Source organism: Acidobacteriota bacterium (genome assembly GCA_028875575.1).
GTDB lineage: Bacteria > Acidobacteriota > Terriglobia > Versatilivoradales > Versatilivoraceae > Versatilivorator.
The window spans coordinates 118,109-137,334 of sequence record JAPPDF010000080.1 but is presented as its reverse complement, the minus strand read 5'-3'; the positions used below and the strand labels follow the sequence as shown (position 1 = coordinate 137,334).

The following is a 19,226-nucleotide window of genomic DNA, read 5'->3' as shown; positions in this document are numbered from 1 at the left end:
GCCCGGTTGTTCGCGTTGGCCAGGATGCGGAGGCAGGGAAACAGCGCGAGGATTGGTGGCGGCAGGAGCGAGGCTGTCAGGGTATACTGTTCAAGGTATGGTTTTGCCGGTGCCGGTCGGCCCTGGCCGTCCCCGGCGTGGCCACACCTTTCTCCCTCGTTGGATTGAATCGTATCCACGGGTTGGGTGAGCGAAATCACCCCATCCGTAAGGGGAGAAAGTCGATGCCAGCCTCATCCAAACCTGAAACCAACGCAATCCATCGGGTCCTGATCGACAGCAGCGCCGACCCCAAGCTGATTCATCCCGCCATCGAGGAGATGCGCAACTTGAGTGGGCAGAACGTCATCACCGCCATCGGCGCTCAAATCACCGAGCTCCGGTCCGACACGCAAACTCAGATCAAGGAACTCCGGTCCGACTTGCAAACTCAGATCACCGAGCTTCGGGCGGAGATGCAGACTCAATTCACTTCGCTCCGCACGGAAATGAACGCCCTGAACAAGTTCATCTGGACGCTCATCAGCCTGCTGTTCATTCCCATGCTTGGCTTGCTTTACAAGTTTCTCACCTAACTCAACAATCTCCCCCTGTATTTGATTGCCTGAGGTTTGGCTCCTGCCAAGGGGAAAAGGGTAAGGAAGCCCAGGGCTACTCTTTCCTTTGCAAGCGAAAGCCCGGCGCCAGCATCTCCACGACCTGCTCGACGACTTCCTGCACCTCGATGTCTCCTACCGGGACCTTTCTGATCACGCGGCTGCGGTCGCCTAGCGGCCGGTAGTGCAGGGGGTCGCTCAGGCTGAACAGGCCCAGGGTGGGAACGCCCAGGGCGGGGCCGAAGTGCATGGGGCCGGAGTCGTTGCTTACCAGCAGGTGGCAGCGGCCGATCACCGCGGCCAGGTCCTTGAGTCCAAGTTGACCGGCCAGGGCGTAGCGGTCGGTTCTCAGTGACGACTCGGCTTGCCTGAGAAGGGCCTCCTCCCCGGGTCCGCAGAGCAGGATGACACCCAGGTCGAACCGGTCGGCCAGCTTGTCGGCCAGGGCGGCAAAGCGCGTAGCGGGCCACATCTTGTCGGTCGCGCTGGCGCCCAGGTTCATTCCGATCAGGCAGGGGAATCCATTCATCCCCTTTTCTCGCAAGAATCGTTCCGCCCTGGTTCGGTTTTCGGAAGGGACCTCGAGCTGAATGTCCCGGGCGCCGGGGCTCACCCCCAAGGCTTCCACCAGGGAATCGAACCGATCGGCCACGTGCAGGTTCTGGTCTTCCGGCACCGGGTCCAGGTTGAAGCAGAAGGGCAGGTAGGAGGGCTCGTTCCTCTCGAGGCCGATCCGCCAGGGGGCCCGGCTGTACCAGGCCAGCAGGTTGGTTTCCCGAAAACCGTGGAAATCGATCACCAGGTCGTAGCCGGCTTTGCGAAGCTCATGGGCCGAGCGGAGTGCGCTGAGCGCTCCCGACCACCAGGGGCTGTCGCGCATGCCGATGCGGTCCGACGCAATCACCCTGTCGACGGCGGAGCACATCTCCGGAACGGCGGCGTAACGTTGGTCCACCAGGGCGGAAATGTGGGCCGAGGGGAACCGCTGACGCAGTGCCCGCAAGGCGGGGATCAGGAGGACCAGGTCTCCCAGTCGTCCGTAGCGAATGACCAGAATCCTGGATACGTCGGAGAGAGTGACCATGGAAGTGGGAATCCGGTTCCCGATGGGCTCCCTGCCCGTCGGGTTTCGAGACTGCCGGCGAAGATTGTAGGAAAGCCCCTCGGCTCAGTCAAAGTAGGGATATCTCACCCCAAAGGGGGCCTCCCGGGTGGGCCTTCGGGCCCTCCCGGAAACCAGTTGCTTTGTTCGAACCGCTTGATTATGCTTTGTAGCCCTGCGAAAGGTCCTTTTCAGTCTTTGTCTTGCGCTTGCAGGAGTTCAGCCATGTCCCGGGCGCCCTTACCTGGATTGTCTCGAAGGAACTTCCTTTCGGCCGCACCGCTGGCGGCCGCCGGAGGAATGGCCGCCGCTGTTCCCTCCCGAAAGAGGCCCCGCATCGCCGCGGTGGTCAGCGAATACCGCCGCTACTCTCACGCCCAGCACATCGTGGATCGATTCCTGTGGGGTTACGGTTGGGGCAACCGCCACCATCGCCCTCCCATGGACGTGGTCTCGGTGTATGTCGATCAAACTCCGAAAAACACCCTCATCCACGACCGCCTGCGGCGATTCCCGAAGATGAAGATGTATCCGACCATTGCCGAGGCCTTGACTCAGGGGGGGAGCCGGTTGGCCGTGGACGGTGTGCTGCTGATCGGCGAGCACGGCAACTATCCCAAGAACGAGAAGGGCCAGACGCTCTATCCCCGCTACGAGTGGTTCAAGGAAATCGTCCAGGTCTTCCGTGACAGCGGGAGGAGCGTCCCCGTGTTCAACGACAAGCACCTTTCCTGGAAGTGGGAATGGGCCAAGGAGATGGTGGACATCTCCAGGGAGTTGGATTTTGCCTTCCTGGCGGGCTCCTCGGTGCCGGTGACGCCCCGGCTGCCTTCCATCGACATGCCCCTGGGAGTGGAGATCGAGGAGGCGCTCTGCCTGGCCGTGGGAGGGATGGACGGATACGACATCCACGCCCTGGAAGGGCTGCAGTGCATGGTCGAGCGCCGGCGCGGGGGCGAAACCGGGGCGGCATCCATCCACGGCCTCAAGGGAGATCCCGTCTACCAGGCCATGAATGCCGGATCCTGGCAGGCGGGCGGGTGGGATCCGGAGCTGTTCCAGGCCTGCCTCTGCCGCAGCCACAGCCTGACTCCCAGCCGCGAGGGGTTCAACCACGTCCTGCCCAGCCTGGAGGAGGTCCCGGGGCTGATCCCTGAGCGCGCGCCGGTTGCCTATCGCTTCGAATATCTGGATGGCCTCAAGGGGACCATCCTGCTGATGGAGGGACTGGTGATGGACTTCACCTTCGCCGCCCGCCTCAAGGGGGGCGAGGTGATCTCCACCCAGATGTTTCTGCCGCCCCGGGAGGTCTGCAACTTCTTCAATCCGCAGTGTCATCACGTGGAGCAGATGTTCCTTACCGGGAAGGCCGGCTACCCGGTGGAGCGCACCCTGCTGACCACCGGTCTGACTGCGGCCGGCGTCGAATCCGTCTGGCAGGGGCAGAAGCGCCTGGAGACACCCCATCTGAACATCCGCTACCAACCGACTCAAGAGTCCACTTTCTGGAGGAGTTGATGCTCAGCAGACGGACCTTCCTGGAAATCACCGCGGCCTCCGGATTGGCGGCCCATCTGGGCTGCTCCGTTGGACCACCCGCCAAAAAACGAAAGAAACTGGCCATCGTCGCCTCCATTTGGAGATACCTCTCCCATGCGCAGCATTTCGGGGACCGCTTTCTGGTGGGTTACCCCCGCAAGGGCCGGTGGCATCGCCCGGAAATGGACGTGGTCTCCCTCTACGTCCACCAGAAGCCCGAGGGAGATCAAAGCCAGGCCCGGGCCGACGAGTTCGGCTTTCAGGTCTACCCCACAATCCAGGAGGCCTTGAGGTGCGGCGGCGACAAGCTGGCGGTGGATGCCGTTTTGCTGATCATCGAGCACGGAGACTATCCCCGCAACGCCAAGGGACAGGTGCTCTATCCGCGCTATGAGATGTTCCAGCAGGTGGTGGAGGTCTTCGAGCAGGACGGGCGCGCCGTTCCGGTGTTCAACGACAAGCACCTCTCCTACGACACGGCCAAGGCCAAGAAGATGGTGGCCGATGCCAAGCGGCTGGGGTTCCCCCTGCTGGCGGGATCGTCCCTCCCGGTGACCTGGAGAATCCCGGCCGTCGAGTTCCCCCTGGACTGCGTCATCGAGGAAGCCCTGATGGTGGGCGTCGGCTCCTCCGACGCCAGCGACTACCACGCTCTGGAGGCCATGCAGTGCATGGTGGAGCGGCGCCGGGGAGGAGAATCGGGGGTCAAGTCGGTGCAACTGATCCAGGGCGATGCCGTCTGGAAGGCCGGTGAGGAGGGCCGCTGGTCCAAGAGGCTGCTGGAGGCGGCGCTGTCGCGTTCCAACAAGCTGTTGGGAGACACGCTGATCGATGCCCGGCCCCAGGACCTGGCCAACAACGGACAGTTGCCCAAGATCGTCAAGGAACCGGCAGCCTACTTCATCGAGCATGCCGACGGCCTGCAGTCCACCCTGCTCATGCTGAACGGCGGCGTGCAGGACCGGACCTTTGCCGCCAAGCTTCAGGGGATGGAGGAACCGCAGTCGTTGCTGTTCCAACTGCCGCCCGTGCCCAACGTCACCTATTCCGCCTGCCTGGCGGAAAAGATCGAGGAGATGATCGAGACGGGCCGGGCTCCTTTCCCGGCGGAGCGGACCCTGATCGTCAGCGGGATCCTGGACCACTGCCTGGAATCCAAGGTCCAGGGCAACCGCAAGCTGGAGACTCCCGAGCTGCAGATCAGTTACCAGCCGCCTGAAGGCTCTCATTTCTGCAGGGCCTGATCTTCTCGGCAGGGACATTTCACCGGGTCCGGGTTTCAGGCCGGACAGGAAGGGAGATTCGAAATGGAGCACACCCGCCGGACTTTTCTGGGAGCCGGGGCTCTGGGAGCGGCCGCTCTCGGAAACGCGCTGGCCACCCCTGCAGCGGCCTCTGGCACAAAACCGGCCGCCCGTCCGGGTGGCGCCGGACGCCCCAAGCCCCCCGCTTACCGCATCATCTACAACTGGGACGGCGCCCCCCACGACTACTCGGACTTCCCGCAGTCTCAGGAACAGTTCCTGGACAAGGTCTACGCCCCCATGAAGGACACCCAGGTGGGGGCCCACTTCTGGTGCCTGGGTACCCATGAGGCCAAGTGGGCGTCCCAGTTCATGGAGATGGTCGGCGACACCGTGGACCGCAAGTACGACAGCGTCCGCTCCATGCGCCACAGCGAAGGGGTGCGGGCCATGCTCGAACGGGGCGAGAACCCCTACCAGGCGGTGGTCGACCGGGGCCACGAGCTGGGGATGCAGGTCTATGCCTCCATCCGGATGAACGACAACCACTTCCGGGGCATGCAGGTCTCCGAGATGGCGGATACGCAGATGCGGGGACTGACCCAATTGCGGCGCGACCACCCGGAGTGGTGCCTGGGTCCGCGCCAGGCACCCAAGTGGTTCGCGGCCTCCTGGAACTTCGCCATCCCCGAGGTGCGGGAGCACCGTCTGCGCCACGTGACCGAGGTCTGCCGCCTGGCCGACTGGGACGGCGTCGAGCTGGACTGGCAGCGGCACGCTTTCCACCTGCCCCTGGACGACGCCTACCGGCTGCGCTACACCCTCACCGACCTGCAGCGAGCGCTGCGCCGCATGACCGAGCAGATTGGCCGGGAACGGGGCAGGCCCTTTCACGTGGCGGTCCGGGTGGCCACCACCCTGGAGTCCTGCGGGCGGATCGGCTACGACCTGCCCGTCTGGATCAAGGAGGGGCTTTGCGACCTGGTCATCGCCGGGGGAGGAGCCGGCACCGATTACGGCGTGGAGGTGGAGGCCTTCCAGGACTTGCTCAAGGATTCGGGGATTCCCTTTTACCCCGGGTTCGACTCCGGCTTCTGGGGCCCCCATAAGAGCCTGCTGCCCCGCCGGCAGTGGAATACCGCCATGGTGCGGGCGGCGGCCAACGCCTATTGGGAACGGGGAGCCGACGGCATGTACGTCTTCAACTGGCATGCCAACGAGAAGACCCGGCGTCCCCTGCTCACCACCATCGGGGCCCCAGAGACCCTGAAGCGGACCGACAAGGTGTACGCCACCCTCCATCGACACGTCGGAGGCTGGCCCTTCAGCGAGCCCAAGGAGGGGGCCTGGGCCGGGGCCGACCTGCACGACCGCATCTACGGAGAGACTCCCGTCAAGCTCTATCCCACCCTGACCGAGGAGGGTCCCGGCTTTCATGTGGGGGTCTACGACGACACCCGAAAGGAAGCCCGGGCCGGGAGTCTGGACAAGATCGAGTTGCAGCTGGAGCTCAAGAACCGTTCGGTGAACGACCGCGTCGAGGTGAGGCTGGATGGCAACCTGCTTCCCAAGCCCGAGGTACGAAACGTGGCTGCCGAAGACCCGAACGATCCCTCCGACGTGGACGAGGACAGTTGGCTGGTCTGGCCCCTGTCGCCGGATCAGGCCGGCCGGGGCATCCACCACGTCCAGGTGCGGTTGCTGAAGCGCGATCCCCGCATCCGGCCGCCTCTGACGGTTCAGAGCGTCGAGATTCACGTGAGCTATCGCGGCGGATAGACCGTTCCATCCCGGGTCCCCCTTTCCGTTTCAGGAATGCAGGGGGCGCCCCGGAAATTCCAGTTTGATTGTTGCTTCGATTCCGACCAAATAAGGAGTTTTAACCATGAAGCGGGTACACCGAGATTCACCACTGTTGGTTCTGCTGGTTTGCGGGGTGCTGATTTCCGGCCTTGCCGGCTGCACCGCCGGAAACGGGTGGCGGGCCCTCAACCAGGAGGTCATCGAGGAGCACAACGTCAAGGGACGGGAGCGGGACATCCCCCATACCCAGGTTACGCCCAGCCTGGAGGCGGGCAAGCCCGTTCTCTCGTCTGAGCTTCCGGTGATACAGATCGCCGAAGGCGTCCAGGCCAGCGTGGCCTGGGGCGAGGGCGTTCTGATGGAGCGCCTCAGCATGGAGGCGGGCAGCAGCTATCCCGAGCAGGCGCTGGCTGAAGAGGTGATCACGCTGGTGGAAGAGGGCTCCGCGACCGTTACGGCCGGGGAGGAAACCTTCGAGTTGGCCAAGGACAGCCTGCTCTACCTGACGCCCGGCAGCAAGCGTTCTCTCAAGGCGGGCGAAAACGGACTCAAGGCCATCGAGGTCTTCTCTCCGGTTCGGCTGGACCACTTGAGCCTGGCCGGCAAAGCGCACGGCGAGAACACCCGGGTGTCCTTCCCCGACCAGGGCGTGACTCCGTCCATCGAGCCCAACAAGGTCTACAACCTCAACGAGATCCAGTGGACGGGCCTGACCCCGCCGGTTAAGGACAAGACCTACAAGCGCAGCGCGGCCCTCTCCCGGCTGATCTGGGGGAAGAACGTCATGCTGAGCTGGATTCGCATGGACCCCAACTCCAATTTCCCGCTCCACATCCACCCCGAGGATCAGCTGATGGTCACCCTGCGCGGTTCGCTGGAGCAGGGCATCCTGGATGCCCGCCATCCCATTAACGGCAAGGAGCAGCACACGCACCTGCTGCCGGGCGGGATGGTCCACTCGGGCCACATGGGAGAGCACGGAGCCGATGCCCTGGACATCTTCTGGCCGGTCCGCCCCGACTACATTTCCTACGCGGAGAAGCAGAACGCTCTCTACCGGGAAGTCATCGACCCGGGGGTCAAGCCCGTCAAGCTGGCCGAGGGATTCGTCTTTACCGAGGGTCCCACCTGGTTGAAGGGGAATCTCTATTTCTCCGACATGCACTTCCGAGCCGACTGGTCGGCCGATGTCAGCAAGAGTCGAACCATCCGCATGTCGCCCGACGGCAAATGGAAGGCGATCGCCAAGGGGATGCAGACCAATGGCACCATCGCCTCCAGGCGCGGGCATCTGCTGGTCTGCGACATGTTCGGCCATCGAGTCATCGAGATGAGTCGCCACAACGGCAGGATCCTCAGGACGGTGCTCTCCAGGGTCGGCGGCACCCGCATCGACGGTCCCAACGATATCGTGATGGATCTGAAAGGCGGCATCTACGTCACCGATCCCCAGTTCATCCCGGACGCCAAGAAGATGCCGGGGACCCAGGTCTACTACCGCGATCCCAAGGGCAAGAGCAAGGTGGTGATCCCGGCGGGCGAGTACGCCATGCCCAACGGAGTGGAGATCTCACCCGACGGCAAGACTTTCTACGTGAACAACACCTGGCTGCAGCCGGGCGAGAACTTCGTCTGGGCCTACGACGTCCAGGAGGACGGCTCCCTCGACAACAAGCGCAAGTTCGCCATGCTGAACCTGGGACCGGACGTGCTGGATGCCGAGGAAGTGAAGGACCGCTTCAACTCCCAGGCCGACGGCATGGCAGTGGACAAGGATGGCCGCATTTACGTGGCCACACTTTCCGGTGCCCAGATTTTCGACGCCGACGGCAACTACGTGGGAACCATCTGGTGCCCGCAGTTTCCCGTCAGCCTGACCTTCGGCGGCGAGAACTACGACGTGCTCTACATGGTGGGGCAGTCCTCGGTGTGGTCCATCCAGACCAAGGTGAAGGGATTCCGGTTCCCGGCGGGGTTGAATTGAGTGGTGCGGAAACGCCCCTTTTTTGCCCTGTATGATCCGTCCCGGGGAAACAGGATGGAGGCGTGGATAGCCGACAAGTGGCTAGTGGTTAGTGGCTAGTGGTTAGTTTTTTTGATCGACGCGTTTGGCATCGTGTTGATCTCGGCGTGGTCCTTCAAGGCGTGCAACTAGGTCACCAGGCGCTTGTATGCCCCCAAATCGCTCCACTGACCACAACTGACCACTATCCACTAGCCACTGATCACTAACCGGAGGGTTTCGATCTCATGCAAAACCGAATGAAGGCCTTGCTGCGCGAGGGCAAGGCCGTATTTTCCTGCACCATTCGAACCCCGCATCCCAACCTGGCCGAGATCGCTGGTCTGGCAGGGTACGAGTGCATCATGCTGGATGCCGAGCACGGAACCATCAGCAGCGACACCCTGGACGCCATGATCCTGGCGGTGCGGGCCACCGGAGCCACTCCCATCGTACGGGTGCCGGGAGTGGAGCGGACCCTGGTCAAGCAGGCCCTGGACCACGGAGCCGACGGCATCCTCTTTCCCCACATCACCAGCGTCGAGGACGCCAGGGCGGCGGTATCGCTTTGCAAGTACCCCCCGCAGGGAAGGCGCGGCGCCGGGCCCGGACGCCCCATCGACTATGGGCTGGGGGATGCCCGCGCCTACCTCGATCAGGCCAACGATGAGGTCCTGGTGGCGCTCATGCTGGAGGAGCCGTCCGCCGTCGAGCAACTGGAGGCCATTGCAGCCGTTCCCGGCATCGATATCTTCAACATGGGTCCCTGGGATCTGTCCACCGCCTATGGACACCCCATCGAGACCCGCCATCCCCTGGTGCTGCAGGCCCTGGACAAGGCCCTGGAAGTCGGCGGGCGGCACGGCATCCATGTCGGCGTCTCGCCCGAGAGCGAAGAGCACGTCAAGCAGCTCTACGACCAGGGCGCCCGCTTCTTCGAGTCGGTCAACCTCGAGGGCTTCGTGGCGGAACGACTGGTCGACTATCGCCGGGCCTGCCAACCGTAGTCGGAAGCGGTGGCTGCGGGGGACCTGCACCCTCAGGAAGCGGTACCTGTCTTGCGTGGTGTTGGGGAGGCAGCGGTTTCCGCGACCCGGCTGCTAATCCGCCGCATTCGCGGCGGCGGCAGCGCAGGGTTCAGACGACCCCGGGTTGACAGCCGGGGCTACCCTGAGCCGCAGCTTCGCTGCTCTTCCCTAAACCACGACACTGCGGAGGGAAGGGATTTCTTGAATTGTTGGATTACTGGGGTTAGGCCTGGTGGTTCGAGTGGAGCGGCGAAGCGCCGGCGGCAGGTATCCGTGACGTGGGGCGGCGTATCTTTGGAAACGCAATGCGTTCCCGAACGGGTGCTTCCTATTCGCCGCATTCGCGGCTAGGTTGGTGCGGGACCCATACGACCCCGGGCTGCCGCCCGGGGCTACACGAGGCCGCAGCTGCGCTGCTCTATAAGGATGTCTTGTAGGTGGCGTTTCGCCGGGTAACCCACGTCGACCGCAGCTTCGCAGCTCTCCCCTAACCCACGACACTGCCCGAGGAAAGGAACTTCCAATGGATTACGCCCGTAGGCTAGCTCGGTGCGCCTGCATGGCTGCTGCCCCGTCGTGGGCTTGGTGCTCGCTCATTGAAATCGCTGAACAGGTTCCATGGGTAAGCCGGGGGCGAGTCGGGCGCCGAACCGGAGCGAGGAATTGGATTTCTCTCCGAACGGTGCTTCGCTGGTGGCGGGCTGGGTTGCCGGCGCTGCTGGCGGCGGCCCTTTGGCTGAGCCCGGCGAGCGCCTGGGCCGTTCCCGCGGTTGAGGAGGCTTCGGCCCGCGATCGGTCCCTGCGCTGCTCAATCGTCCTGGGTCCCGAAGCGCCCGACCTGGAAGTGTTTGCCGCCCATGAGCTGGTCCGCTATCTGAGAGAGCTCTACGGCATCCGGTCGGAGTTGGTCCGTTCCCTGGAGGCCGGTTCGGGGCTCGGAATCCTCCTGGGAAATCCCCAAACCAATCCCGCCCTCCAATCCATCTCGGCCCATTACACCTGGCCGCGGGTCAGCGACCAGGGCATCGTCCTGAAACGGGTGAGCGCCGGGGACAGGGAACTGCTCATCCTGGGGGGAGGCAGTCCGGCGGCGGTCCTGTGGGCGGTCTACGAGCTGGTGGAGCGCTCGGGCGTTCGTTTCCTGCTGGAAAAAGACGTATTCCCCGAGGTTGCGGAGCCGTTCCCGCCTCGCCAACTGGACCTGGTTCGGGAGCCCCGCTTCCGCTTTCGTTCCTACCGCGCCATCAACAACCTGGCCACCTCGCTGATCTTCTATGGGATGAAGGACTACCGTCATCTGATCGATCAGTTGGCCAAGATGAAGTTCAATGTGCTGTATGCGCAGATCTATCCGCACCAGCCCTTCGTGCACTACCAGATGCGGGACCAACCCAAGGTCACCGGGGTTTTGCACTACGGTTGGAGGGTGCCGATTCACGCAGAGACGATCGGCCGGGAGCTTTTCGAGGGGCGAAGCCAACTGGTGAACCCGGAACTGGCCGGCGCCACCACCTACCGGGATCGGGTGCGAGCCGCCCAGGGACTGCTGCGCGAGCTGTTTGCCTACGCCAGACGCCGGGGCATGCAGACCGGGCTGAACTTCAGGATCAACCAGTTCACCAACGAATTCAACTGGAAGCTGCCCCAGTGGTCGGACCGGAAGTACATCCCCGGGGAGGCGATGAAGGGCGCGCGCAACGCCCGCCTGGGGATCTCGGAATACGCCGTCGATCCGCAGGCGTTTCCCTACATGACGCCTGACAACCCTGCCGTCATGGAGTTGAACAAGACCATCATCCGGGCTCACGTCAACACCTATCCGGAAGCGGACTTCTACGGATTGACCCAGCCGGAGCTGCCGGGAGGCGGAGAGCAGTACCGGGAGATGTGGGAGCGCCTGGACCGCAAGTACCGTCTGGAACCGGAGTTCAGCCTGGATCGGATGCTGGAGTCTGCCAAGGCCAACACCCTGCCGGTGGGCGTGCGCAAGGGGGACCGGCCGGTGGAAGAGCTCAAGGGTGCCCTCGCCAACGCCGACACGCTCGACAAGCTGCTCAACCAGGGCGGAATCCTGAAAGAGACGGCCAATCCCGAGGCCACGGTGGTGGTGAGCACCTTCAGCGATGAATTCTATCCGGTCATGCCCAGGATCTTCCCGGGTCGGGTCATGTTGATGGTCCCCATGGATTACCTGACCTCGCTGGCTGCCGAGCGCACCGAAATGCTGGCCTTTGCCGAGCACAGTCCCATGAAGGTGGCGATTCTGGCGACGCTGGCCGACGACAACATCGGCATCCTTCCCCAGTTGCCCACCCAGCCGCTCCACCGCATCTTCCAGGCCATGGAGCGCTACAACGTTTCCGGCTACTTCGGGCGGCAGTTCCTGGTCACCAAGCTGGAGGCGGGAACGGCCTACATGGCTCAGGCCTCCTGGTCCTCCCGGGTCACCCCCGAATCGGTCTATCGGGATCAGGTCCGGCAGGTGTGCGGGGAAGCGGCCGTCTCCGACATGCTGGAGGTCTACCGCATCCTGGAAGAGGCCACTCTCACCGGAGACCGGGTGGCCATGGGATTCCTCTTCCCGGTCACCACCATGATGCGCAAGCACTGGAATTCCGATTCGGGTCCCAACCCGGGATGGGAGGAGTTGCGGGCGCACTATCTCAAGGCGACCCCGCTGGTGGAATCGGCACTGGAGAAGAGCCGCCCCCAGGGGAAGAGCTATCTGCGGCAACTCCTGGGACAGTTGCATTTCGGTACCGACTACATCGCCGCCGTGCAGGAAGTGCGCCGGGCCAGGCTGTCCTACCTGCGATCCAGGAAAGCGCTGGCCGGCAAGGACGCCCCGGCCTACGAAGAAGCCATGAACGAGACCAACGGCCGGCTGGAGAAGTCCCTGGCCCTGCTGAAGTCGGCCATCCAGCACTGGGCCGGAGCAGTCCGGGACCCCTCCGACCTGGGCGCCCTGGGCGCCCTCAACTACTTCTGCTATGACTATCTCAAGGGGGTAGCCCTGGACGTCTACCTGGAGTCTGGAACCTGGAGCATTCGGTTTTAGCCCGATTGGCGCCCCCCGTCCCCGACGAAGGGACGGATCATGCAGAGCGAAACAGGGGCGTTTCAAATAGGTGGAGAGTGAAGAGTGGTCAGCGGCGGGTTTCGGTAACCGGCAAGCGCCTGATAACCTGGATGCACGTCTCGAGCATTGCACTGAGGTCGACAAGATGCTTGACGCACGGATCAAATCACAACTAACCACTATCCACTAGTCACTCTCCACTCATGCCTGGAACATGGGTGTTCCAGGCAAGGGAAGGAGGACCCCTTGCAGACCGTCAGAGTGGCCGCAATTCAAATGAATGGATACCTGGGGCAGGCCGAGCGGAACCTGGCCGAGGTGGAACGCTGGACCCGCAAGGCCGCCGAACAGGGCGTGGAGATGGCTCTGTTTCCGGAACTCGCCGTCCATGGCCACTGGATGGCCGAGGAGTGCTGGTCGGCTGCAGAGCCGGTTCCGGGAGGTCCCAGCGTGCGCCGGCTGGAGCAGATCGCCCGCGAGTTCCGCATGGTGCTGGCGGTGGGCATGTCCGAAAAGGAGAGGGACCTGGTCTACAACTGCCAGGTCCTGGTCGGCCCCGACGGCTACCTGGGTAAATCCCGCAAGGTCCACATGTCGGAGGACGAGGGTCTGATGTACGTGGGGGGCGGCGCTCTGCCCGTGCACGACGTGGGGAAGTGCAAGGTGGGCGTCATCGTCTGTTACGACGCCATGTACCCCGAGGTCGCCCGCGTCCTGACCCTCAAGGGGGCTGAAGTGCTGCTGATGGCGAGCGCCGGCCGCAGCGGCCCCTGGACCGAAAACACCGAGGAGGCGGTCGCCCGCCGGACCAAGGACCAGCTCAGCCTCTACCGCTTCCGCGCCGTCGAGAACGGAGTCTTCGCCGTGATCACCAACCAGGCCGGCGCGGCGGGGACGGTGGAGTTCTATCGTCCCGAATACCGGCGCCAGCCCTACCATGCCGGTGGATCGCTGATCTTCGCTCCGGACGGCAAACTGCTGGCCGAGTCCCAGACCCGGAAGATCGAAGCCGACATGGCCGTGGCCGACCTGACGGCCGAATCCTTTGCCAAGGCCCGGGCCAATACCAACTTCACCCTGCGCAAGCGCCGCCCCGATCTCTACCAGGAACTGCTGCGACCGATCACCCGGGATTGATCAAGGGGCGGGATCAGGTCATGTCAGAGCTCTTCGAAAGTCCACTGAACCCTGCTGCTTTTTCACTCCGTCCTTCAAGCCTCTTTACGCAGCTCTCCCCATCTGTGTCGTGACCTTTTTGGGCGCGGGCCATCGAGTTGGGGCCGTCTGTGTGACTAGGGAACCTCTACGTGTTAAGTTTGTTTGCGACCGGTCAAGGCGCTCCGGCAGATAGCCGTGTGTGCAAGCCAGTGACAACCCCCATCGCGCAGGGATCAAGGATAGCTGAAATCGCAGTCCTGGAGCGGTGTTTCGGGGATCTCCCGCAGGCGGCCCACATAACTGTCAAGGCATTTTCCCGGGGGGCGTTTTTTTCTTTCATTTTTTTCTATTCAAATCGACGAAGCCTTGATATATATCTCCCACTCACGCTGCGCAACATTTACTTGAAGACCCTTGATGGCGGCTTGTTTCCATTGCTTGTGGGGGCTTGTTTTCATTGCGGGAAGTCGGTGGTGTGTGGTGACCTTTACTTGTGACTACGAGGGGAGAAGAAAATGCTAACTAGGATTCTCGTCGCTGTAGTGGCAGTCGTGGCAATTGTGAAAGCCTTTGCCCCCGACTTGCAGGATCAAGGTGTTCTTGGGATCATTCTGGTCATCGCGGGTGTGGTGTATGCCGCCACTGCTCTCGATGCCGAGGATGCCACGGGCTTCCTGGTGCTGGCCGTTGCGGCCGCGACTGCAGCCGGGTCAGACGTGCTGGGGGCCATCCCCGGGATTGGCGGTCATCTGGACACCATCGTCGGCAAGATCAGCATGGCGCTGAACGCCGCTGTTGCCACGGTTGTGGTGTTATGGACGGTCAACCGCATCAAGGGCTGACACTTATACTCGTTGGAAACCGCCCGCCGGACCAGCGGTCAGTGACCGCTGGTCCGGCGGCATTTTTTTCTGGCAAGGACGCAAGGCGGGTCGCGGTCGTACCCGAATGGCATGCAAGCATGGACCCGGCTAGGGTTGGGATCCCGATCCCCGGCTTGCCTGCGGCCGACGCCGGAAGTCCTCCTTGAAGTTCTTCCCGTTCACCCGTGCTCACTGGAACTGGACCTGCGGCATCGATCGCAACCAGTGGCAACAGGGGTGCCCTGAACGCCAAACGCATCTTCCCGGCGGGCCAGGTTGGCCGCCTGCCGCAAGCCCGCATCGGTTCGCCCTCCCACTTCCCAACCCTGGGCGGATTCCTCTCGAGTCTTCTCCAGTTCCTTAGTGGCCCTTCGTCTTCCTTCGTGTCCCTTCGTGGATAACTCTATTTCTTTTCAAGTCCCTCCGCGTTTTCAGTACGGAAGTCTGCGTCCGGGGGAGAGGGTCAGGACGGCCATCCACAGTCCGACCAGAAGCAGGCCGACCATCTCCCGGGTTTCCTCGACCTCCAGGTTCGCCATCTCGAAGGAGGCCAGGAGTTCCCAGGCCGGCACCGCACCGGACACGCGTGCAGCCAGCATCCCGGCCCAGCCCAGCGACCCCAGGGCCAGCACCAGGGGCATGATTCGGGGAACCCTTCCCAGAGCGGCCAGGCAGCAGCACAGGACGGCCAGGCCGTAGAGTCCGGCCCAGCGCCAGGGGTCGGGATCGTTGTACTGGACGGCCAGGCAAAGGAGATACAGCGATGCCATCACCAGGTTCGGCCAACGTAGGATATTGACGGGTGGCCTCATGGCAGATTGCGGGGAAGGCCCAGGCGGTGCCTCAGGGCCGGTTGGCGGCGACCTCGGCTTCAGCCGGCAGGCTGGAGATCCAATCCCGGATCAGCTCCACGGCCTCCCGGTCGACCACATTGGAGGCGATGTGCGGCATGCGGCCCAGACCCAGCTTGGTCATGCGGAAGAGGATCAGGGACCGATCCGGGTCTCCCGGAGCCAGCAAGCGGCCGTCGACGATGTCGAAATCTCCATGCCCGGGAGTTACGTCCAACGTCCTGGTCTCTTTCAGGGAGATGGTTGCGTGCAATAGAAAATCGGCGTTGCCGCCTCCCCATTTCTGGTGACAGTGGGCGCAATTGGAGTGCAGGTAGGCCCGGGCCCGCTCGTCCAGAGATCGGTTCCGGTCTAGGTGGTCGTAGATTCTGGGAAGCTCTGACGGCGACTTGGGCAACGGCTCGGTGAACACCCCCAACCGGTGCAGCACCTCCAACTGGTTGGCCGTGGTCCATCCGTAGTCGTGCTCCTTGTTCATCTGCAGGGTGTTCAAGCCCAGGACGTACTTGGCGGGCACGGTGTGGCAGAGCGTGCATTCGGCACGGCTGGGAAAGCGCCAGACCTGCTCGCGCTTTCCGCCCGTGGCCTCCGGATCGGAAACGGTGTAGGTTCGGTCCAGGCCCCGCGTTCCCACCAGGGTGGCGTCGGTCTGGTCCTCGTTCCAGACGTAGGAGTATCCCTTCCAGTACTGGTCTCCCACTTCCTCGGTTCCCCCCAGAGCCTCCTGGTGGAGCAGGCGGGTCTCCACCCGGTGGAGGCTGTCCGGGTTTCCCGCCTCCAGCTCCAGGGAGAAGGTCTTGACGATCACCGTGCCGTCGGGGAAACGCCAGCCCAGCGGGGCGCCGGGCGCGGGTTGCGGGTACTCCACCGTGTCGAATTCCACCTGGGAGTTCCCGGGAATGGCGATCCAGCGCTCCTTGACGGCGGCATCGGACCAGAGCTCCGAGTTCACCGAGTAGGGAATCAGGCCGGGGGCGGGCTTGTGCTCCCGCACCGAGGAGAAGAGCCCTGTCTGGCTCAGCCGGAGGGGGAACTGGTTGGGTTGGTGCACCGCCGGAGAGCGGACCAGCCGATGAATCTGGCCGCCGATGAAGTCCATCACGTAGAGTGCGCCCTGGTGGGTCTGTCCGAAATCGATGATGCGGAAGGAGGTGTCGACCAGCTCCCGGTGCTCGCTGACCTGGTCTCCGTCATGCCGGAAGCCCCAGATCCGTCCGGTGTCGTAGTCCCCGTAGACGTAGGTCCCGACGATTTCCGGCAGCCGTTCGCCGCGATAGACAAAGCCTCCGGTGATGGAACGGAAATCGGCGTGTCCGTGCTCGACCACGGGCTTCAGAATGGGCGACGGCCCCAGGCGGCGATCGGGCCGGAAGGGGTGGCTACCCTCCTGGACGCTCCAGCCGTAGTTGCCTCCCCGCTGGATCAGGTAGATCATTTCCCACAGGTCCTGGCCCACTTCCCCGCCCCACAGATTTCCGGTCTCGCGGTCGAAGTTCATCTTCCAGATCTGGCGCAGGCCGTAAGCCCAGATCTCCGGACGGGCCCCTTTCCGGCCCACGAAGGGGTTGTCCTTGGGAATTCCGTATTTCTTGCCCGGATCGGGGCGGTCGACGTCGATCCTCAAAATGGAGGCCAGCAGGTCGGAGACATCCTGTCCGGTGTCAAGCTCATCGGCGATGCCGCTGCCGTCCCCCGTGGCAATATAGAGATAGCCGTCGGGGCCGAACCGGAGACACCCCCCGTTGTGTCCGCCGGAAGGCCATTCAAAGATGATGGTTTCGGAGTCGGGATCGGCCTGGAAGCGGTTGTCGGGACGAACCTGGAAGCGGGAAATCCGGGTGCCCTTGGGGAGGGTCTTGATGGGGTGCAGCACGTAGGTGACGTAGAAGTAGCCGTTTTCCTGGAACCTGGGGTGGAACGCCAACCCGTAGGTGGTCTTCTCGAGGTCGATCAGCAGCTCGGCCTCGGTGGTCTCTCGATCCACTTCAAAAGAAAAAATCTTGCCGAAACGCTCCACCACGAACAGGCGATCGCTGCCGGGAGCGATGGTCAACTCCAGCGGCTGCTCGAACCTCAGGTGGGGGAAGGCCACCTCGGTGCGGAAGGGGTTGGGAGGATCGGGAGATCCCTTGACCCGAGAGGTGGTCCACAGGGTTCGTTTGAGAGTGGCGTAGGAGTCTCGAAACCCGTTTTCCTTCCTGGACCCTTCCTCCGCGGCAGCCGGGGTTGCACCACCGACCACCGCCCAAATCATTGCGGCAAGCAGGACTGTTCCACGCATGGGACCCTCGATTTCCGATTTCAGATTCGACTGTCTTTTCCTGATCCGGCACTGATTCCATATGACCAATCGGGGAAATTCTAACCCGTCGATCGGGGCGGGGCAAGGACGCCGCGGTGGGGATCGGGCATCGCGCGTTGCCTCCCCACCGTAGGGGCGCCCCTCGTGGGTGCTCGGATGTTCGCGTTTGCCCGCTCGCAGGCGCATTGGGCACCCACAAGAGGTGCACCTATTCGGCAAATCCCAGGTCGAAGCGGGTGAACGTCAGGAAGGCGTAACCGCCACGCTCCCAGATGACTCCGATGCTCCGGTCAGCCAGCAGGGTGATGTCGGAGTAGGCCGCCTTCTCTTCTGAAATCACCCGTTCGTTGGTAAAGGTCCGGCCTTCGTCGTAGCTGACCCGAAGAACCAGCGTCTGCCGCCCGGGGCCCTTGGGTCCTGTCCAGAGGATCCGGTTGCGGTCGTCGCCGGCCGACGCCAGCGAGTAACGCTCGATGCCCGAGGCGATGGGTGGCACCACCTGCCCGGTCCTGGGGGAAGACCAGGTCTGGCCGCCGTCGCTGCTGAGGAAGATCCACCGGGTCGGACCCTTGTCCTGGCGGGCATCCATCAAGAGATTGCCGTCGGCCAACTCGACCAGTTGGTTCTCGCTGGAGGCAGAGGAGACCAACTGGCCCCGAGTCCAGGTTTCTCCGTGGTCGTCGCTGTAGATGGTGAACGCCGTCCAGGTGGTAGGAGTGGACCGGTCGTCGCCGTCGCCCTTGCCGGTCGTCTGGGAAACCGGAACGATCAGGCGCCCCGCGGCGTTCTGAATGGCGCCCCCCGGACCGAAGAATGAGCTTCCCCAGTGCTCGACGTCCCGGGCGATTCCGGTAAGGTCCATGGGCTCCGACCAGGTGAGTCCGTTGTCCTGGCTGTAGCGTGCCCAGGCCTGGGAGTCGTCGGTCCCGACCCTGGCGCTCGCGCTGCTGCGGTCCGGCCGAGTCCGGTTGTGGAACAGCCACACCCGCTTGGTGGTCCGATCCAGCAGGGTGACCGGATTGCAGGAGGCCCAGCGCTCCCCGGGATCGTCCAGCACCATCATGTCCGACCAGGTCTTGCCGGCGTCCGTGCTGCGCTTGTAGACCAGATCGATGTCATTGCCGTGGGTGCCGGGATCGTGCCGGTTGTACTTGCGAGCTTCGGTAAAGACCAGCACCGATCCGTCGGCAGCGGTTTCTACTGCTGGGATACGGTAGGTGTGGTAGCCGTCCTGGCCCGAGGTGAATACGTCCACGTGGCTGATCTCTTGTTGGCTGACCTCCTGCTTGGCCGCGCAACCATTTAAAAGGAGCCCGAGAGACAGCAGCAGCGCTGCCCTGTTAATGTTCATGTTGACCCATCCTCCCTGGCCGCCTCTTCACTGGCGGCCCGCCATCGAACGAAATCCGATCCCGTCCTGGTTGGTAGATTACCGGAAAGGATACACCGTTTCGTCCCCGATTGGCGAAGGTGTGTCTTGCCTGAAACAAAGCTGTTTCGCTCTCAGATGATCCGACCGGCAGGACTTTGGCCCGGCAAGATGGCGCGTGCCCCCTCAAGCAGCAAGAGTGATGGGAGGAGGGTCCCCCCGGGAGCGCGGGCGTCCCGCCCGCACAAGTCCTGGCACAGCTTGGCCCATCTCCTCCACCCGGCTCGAAC

General features: G+C 63.4%; 13 protein-coding genes. 9 read left to right on the top strand and 4 right to left on the bottom strand.

Annotation, left to right across the window (positions count from 1 at the left end):
* Nucleotides 1-224 precede the first annotated feature (224 nt).
* Nucleotides 225-575 (top strand): hypothetical protein, encoded by a 351-nt coding sequence (locus tag OXI69_12235; protein MDE2666910.1) that lies wholly within the window; start codon nucleotides 225-227, stop codon nucleotides 573-575.
* Nucleotides 576-651: 76 nt separating this feature from the next.
* Here the strand turns inward: OXI69_12235 and OXI69_12230 are convergent, their stop codons facing one another.
* Nucleotides 652-1,680, bottom strand: coding sequence for a glycosyltransferase family 9 protein (locus tag OXI69_12230; GenBank protein ID MDE2666909.1), 1,029 nt, complete (start codon nucleotides 1,678-1,680; stop codon nucleotides 652-654).
* 243 nt (nucleotides 1,681-1,923) lie between these two features.
* Between OXI69_12230 and OXI69_12225 the strand changes: the two genes are divergently transcribed.
* From OXI69_12225 to OXI69_12190, 8 genes are all read left to right on the top strand, one after another.
* Entirely contained in the window at nucleotides 1,924-3,216 is a 1,293-nt protein-coding gene (locus tag OXI69_12225) for a twin-arginine translocation signal domain-containing protein (protein ID MDE2666908.1), read from the top strand.
* Entirely contained in the window at nucleotides 3,216-4,481 is a 1,266-nt protein-coding gene (locus OXI69_12220) for a hypothetical protein (protein ID MDE2666907.1), read from the top strand. Before OXI69_12225 ends, OXI69_12220 begins: the two co-directional genes overlap by 1 nt.
* A 63-nt stretch (nucleotides 4,482-4,544) precedes the next feature.
* Nucleotides 4,545-6,260 (top strand): hypothetical protein, encoded by a 1,716-nt coding sequence (locus OXI69_12215; GenBank protein ID MDE2666906.1) that lies wholly within the window; start codon nucleotides 4,545-4,547, stop codon nucleotides 6,258-6,260.
* 106 nt (nucleotides 6,261-6,366) lie between these two features.
* Nucleotides 6,367-8,268 carry an SMP-30/gluconolactonase/LRE family protein gene (locus OXI69_12210; GenBank protein ID MDE2666905.1) on the top strand — a complete coding sequence of 634 codons (1,902 nt, stop codon included), beginning with the start codon at nucleotides 6,367-6,369 and terminating at the stop codon, nucleotides 8,266-8,268.
* 266 nt (nucleotides 8,269-8,534) lie between these two features.
* Complete coding sequence (locus OXI69_12205) at nucleotides 8,535-9,293, top strand: aldolase/citrate lyase family protein (protein MDE2666904.1); 759 nt, start codon at nucleotides 8,535-8,537, stop codon at nucleotides 9,291-9,293.
* A gap of 703 nt (nucleotides 9,294-9,996) precedes the next feature.
* Nucleotides 9,997-12,372 carry a hypothetical protein gene (locus OXI69_12200; protein ID MDE2666903.1) on the top strand — a complete coding sequence of 792 codons (2,376 nt, stop codon included), beginning with the start codon at nucleotides 9,997-9,999 and terminating at the stop codon, nucleotides 12,370-12,372.
* A 267-nt stretch (nucleotides 12,373-12,639) separates the two neighbouring features.
* Nucleotides 12,640-13,530, top strand: a complete 891-nt coding sequence (locus OXI69_12195) for a hypothetical protein (GenBank protein MDE2666902.1) — start codon at nucleotides 12,640-12,642, stop codon at nucleotides 13,528-13,530.
* Nucleotides 13,531-14,066: 536 nt separating this feature from the next.
* Nucleotides 14,067-14,393, top strand: a complete 327-nt coding sequence (locus tag OXI69_12190; protein ID MDE2666901.1) for a hypothetical protein — start codon at nucleotides 14,067-14,069, stop codon at nucleotides 14,391-14,393.
* A gap of 452 nt (nucleotides 14,394-14,845) precedes the next feature.
* Here OXI69_12190 and OXI69_12185 read toward each other — a convergent pair whose 3' ends face one another.
* The 3 genes from OXI69_12185 to OXI69_12175 all read right to left on the bottom strand — a co-directional run bounded on the left by OXI69_12185 (nucleotide 14,846) and on the right by OXI69_12175 (nucleotide 18,918).
* Nucleotides 14,846-15,184, bottom strand: coding sequence for a transmembrane 220 family protein (locus tag OXI69_12185; protein ID MDE2666900.1), 339 nt, complete (start codon nucleotides 15,182-15,184; stop codon nucleotides 14,846-14,848).
* Between the two features lie 73 nt (nucleotides 15,185-15,257).
* A complete protein-coding gene (locus OXI69_12180) occupies nucleotides 15,258-17,546 on the bottom strand; it encodes a PQQ-dependent sugar dehydrogenase (protein MDE2666899.1) in 2,289 nt (762 codons plus the stop codon).
* A gap of 229 nt (nucleotides 17,547-17,775) precedes the next feature.
* Nucleotides 17,776-18,918, bottom strand: a complete 1,143-nt coding sequence (locus tag OXI69_12175) for a sialidase family protein (GenBank protein MDE2666898.1) — start codon at nucleotides 18,916-18,918, stop codon at nucleotides 17,776-17,778.
* Between the last annotated feature and the right edge of the window lie 308 nt (nucleotides 18,919-19,226).

What these genes read in the sequence shown, in the direction of transcription:
- OXI69_12235 (MDE2666910.1), top strand. Translation starts at nt 225, where the DNA reads ATGCCAGCCTCATCCAAACCTGAAACCAACGCAATCCATCGGGTCCTG.
- OXI69_12230 (MDE2666909.1), bottom strand. Translation starts at nt 1,680, where the DNA reads ATGGTCACTCTCTCCGACGTATCCAGGATTCTGGTCATTCGCTACGGA.
- OXI69_12225 (MDE2666908.1), top strand. Translation starts at nt 1,924, where the DNA reads ATGTCCCGGGCGCCCTTACCTGGATTGTCTCGAAGGAACTTCCTTTCG.
- OXI69_12220 (MDE2666907.1), top strand. Translation starts at nt 3,216, where the DNA reads ATGCTCAGCAGACGGACCTTCCTGGAAATCACCGCGGCCTCCGGATTG.
- OXI69_12215 (MDE2666906.1), top strand. Translation starts at nt 4,545, where the DNA reads ATGGAGCACACCCGCCGGACTTTTCTGGGAGCCGGGGCTCTGGGAGCG.
- OXI69_12210 (MDE2666905.1), top strand. Translation starts at nt 6,367, where the DNA reads ATGAAGCGGGTACACCGAGATTCACCACTGTTGGTTCTGCTGGTTTGC.
- OXI69_12205 (MDE2666904.1), top strand. Translation starts at nt 8,535, where the DNA reads ATGCAAAACCGAATGAAGGCCTTGCTGCGCGAGGGCAAGGCCGTATTT.
- OXI69_12190 (MDE2666901.1), top strand. Translation starts at nt 14,067, where the DNA reads ATGCTAACTAGGATTCTCGTCGCTGTAGTGGCAGTCGTGGCAATTGTG.
- OXI69_12185 (MDE2666900.1), bottom strand. Translation starts at nt 15,184, where the DNA reads ATGGCATCGCTGTATCTCCTTTGCCTGGCCGTCCAGTACAACGATCCC.
- OXI69_12180 (MDE2666899.1), bottom strand. Translation starts at nt 17,546, where the DNA reads ATGCGTGGAACAGTCCTGCTTGCCGCAATGATTTGGGCGGTGGTCGGT.
- OXI69_12175 (MDE2666898.1), bottom strand. Translation starts at nt 18,918, where the DNA reads ATGAACATTAACAGGGCAGCGCTGCTGCTGTCTCTCGGGCTCCTTTTA.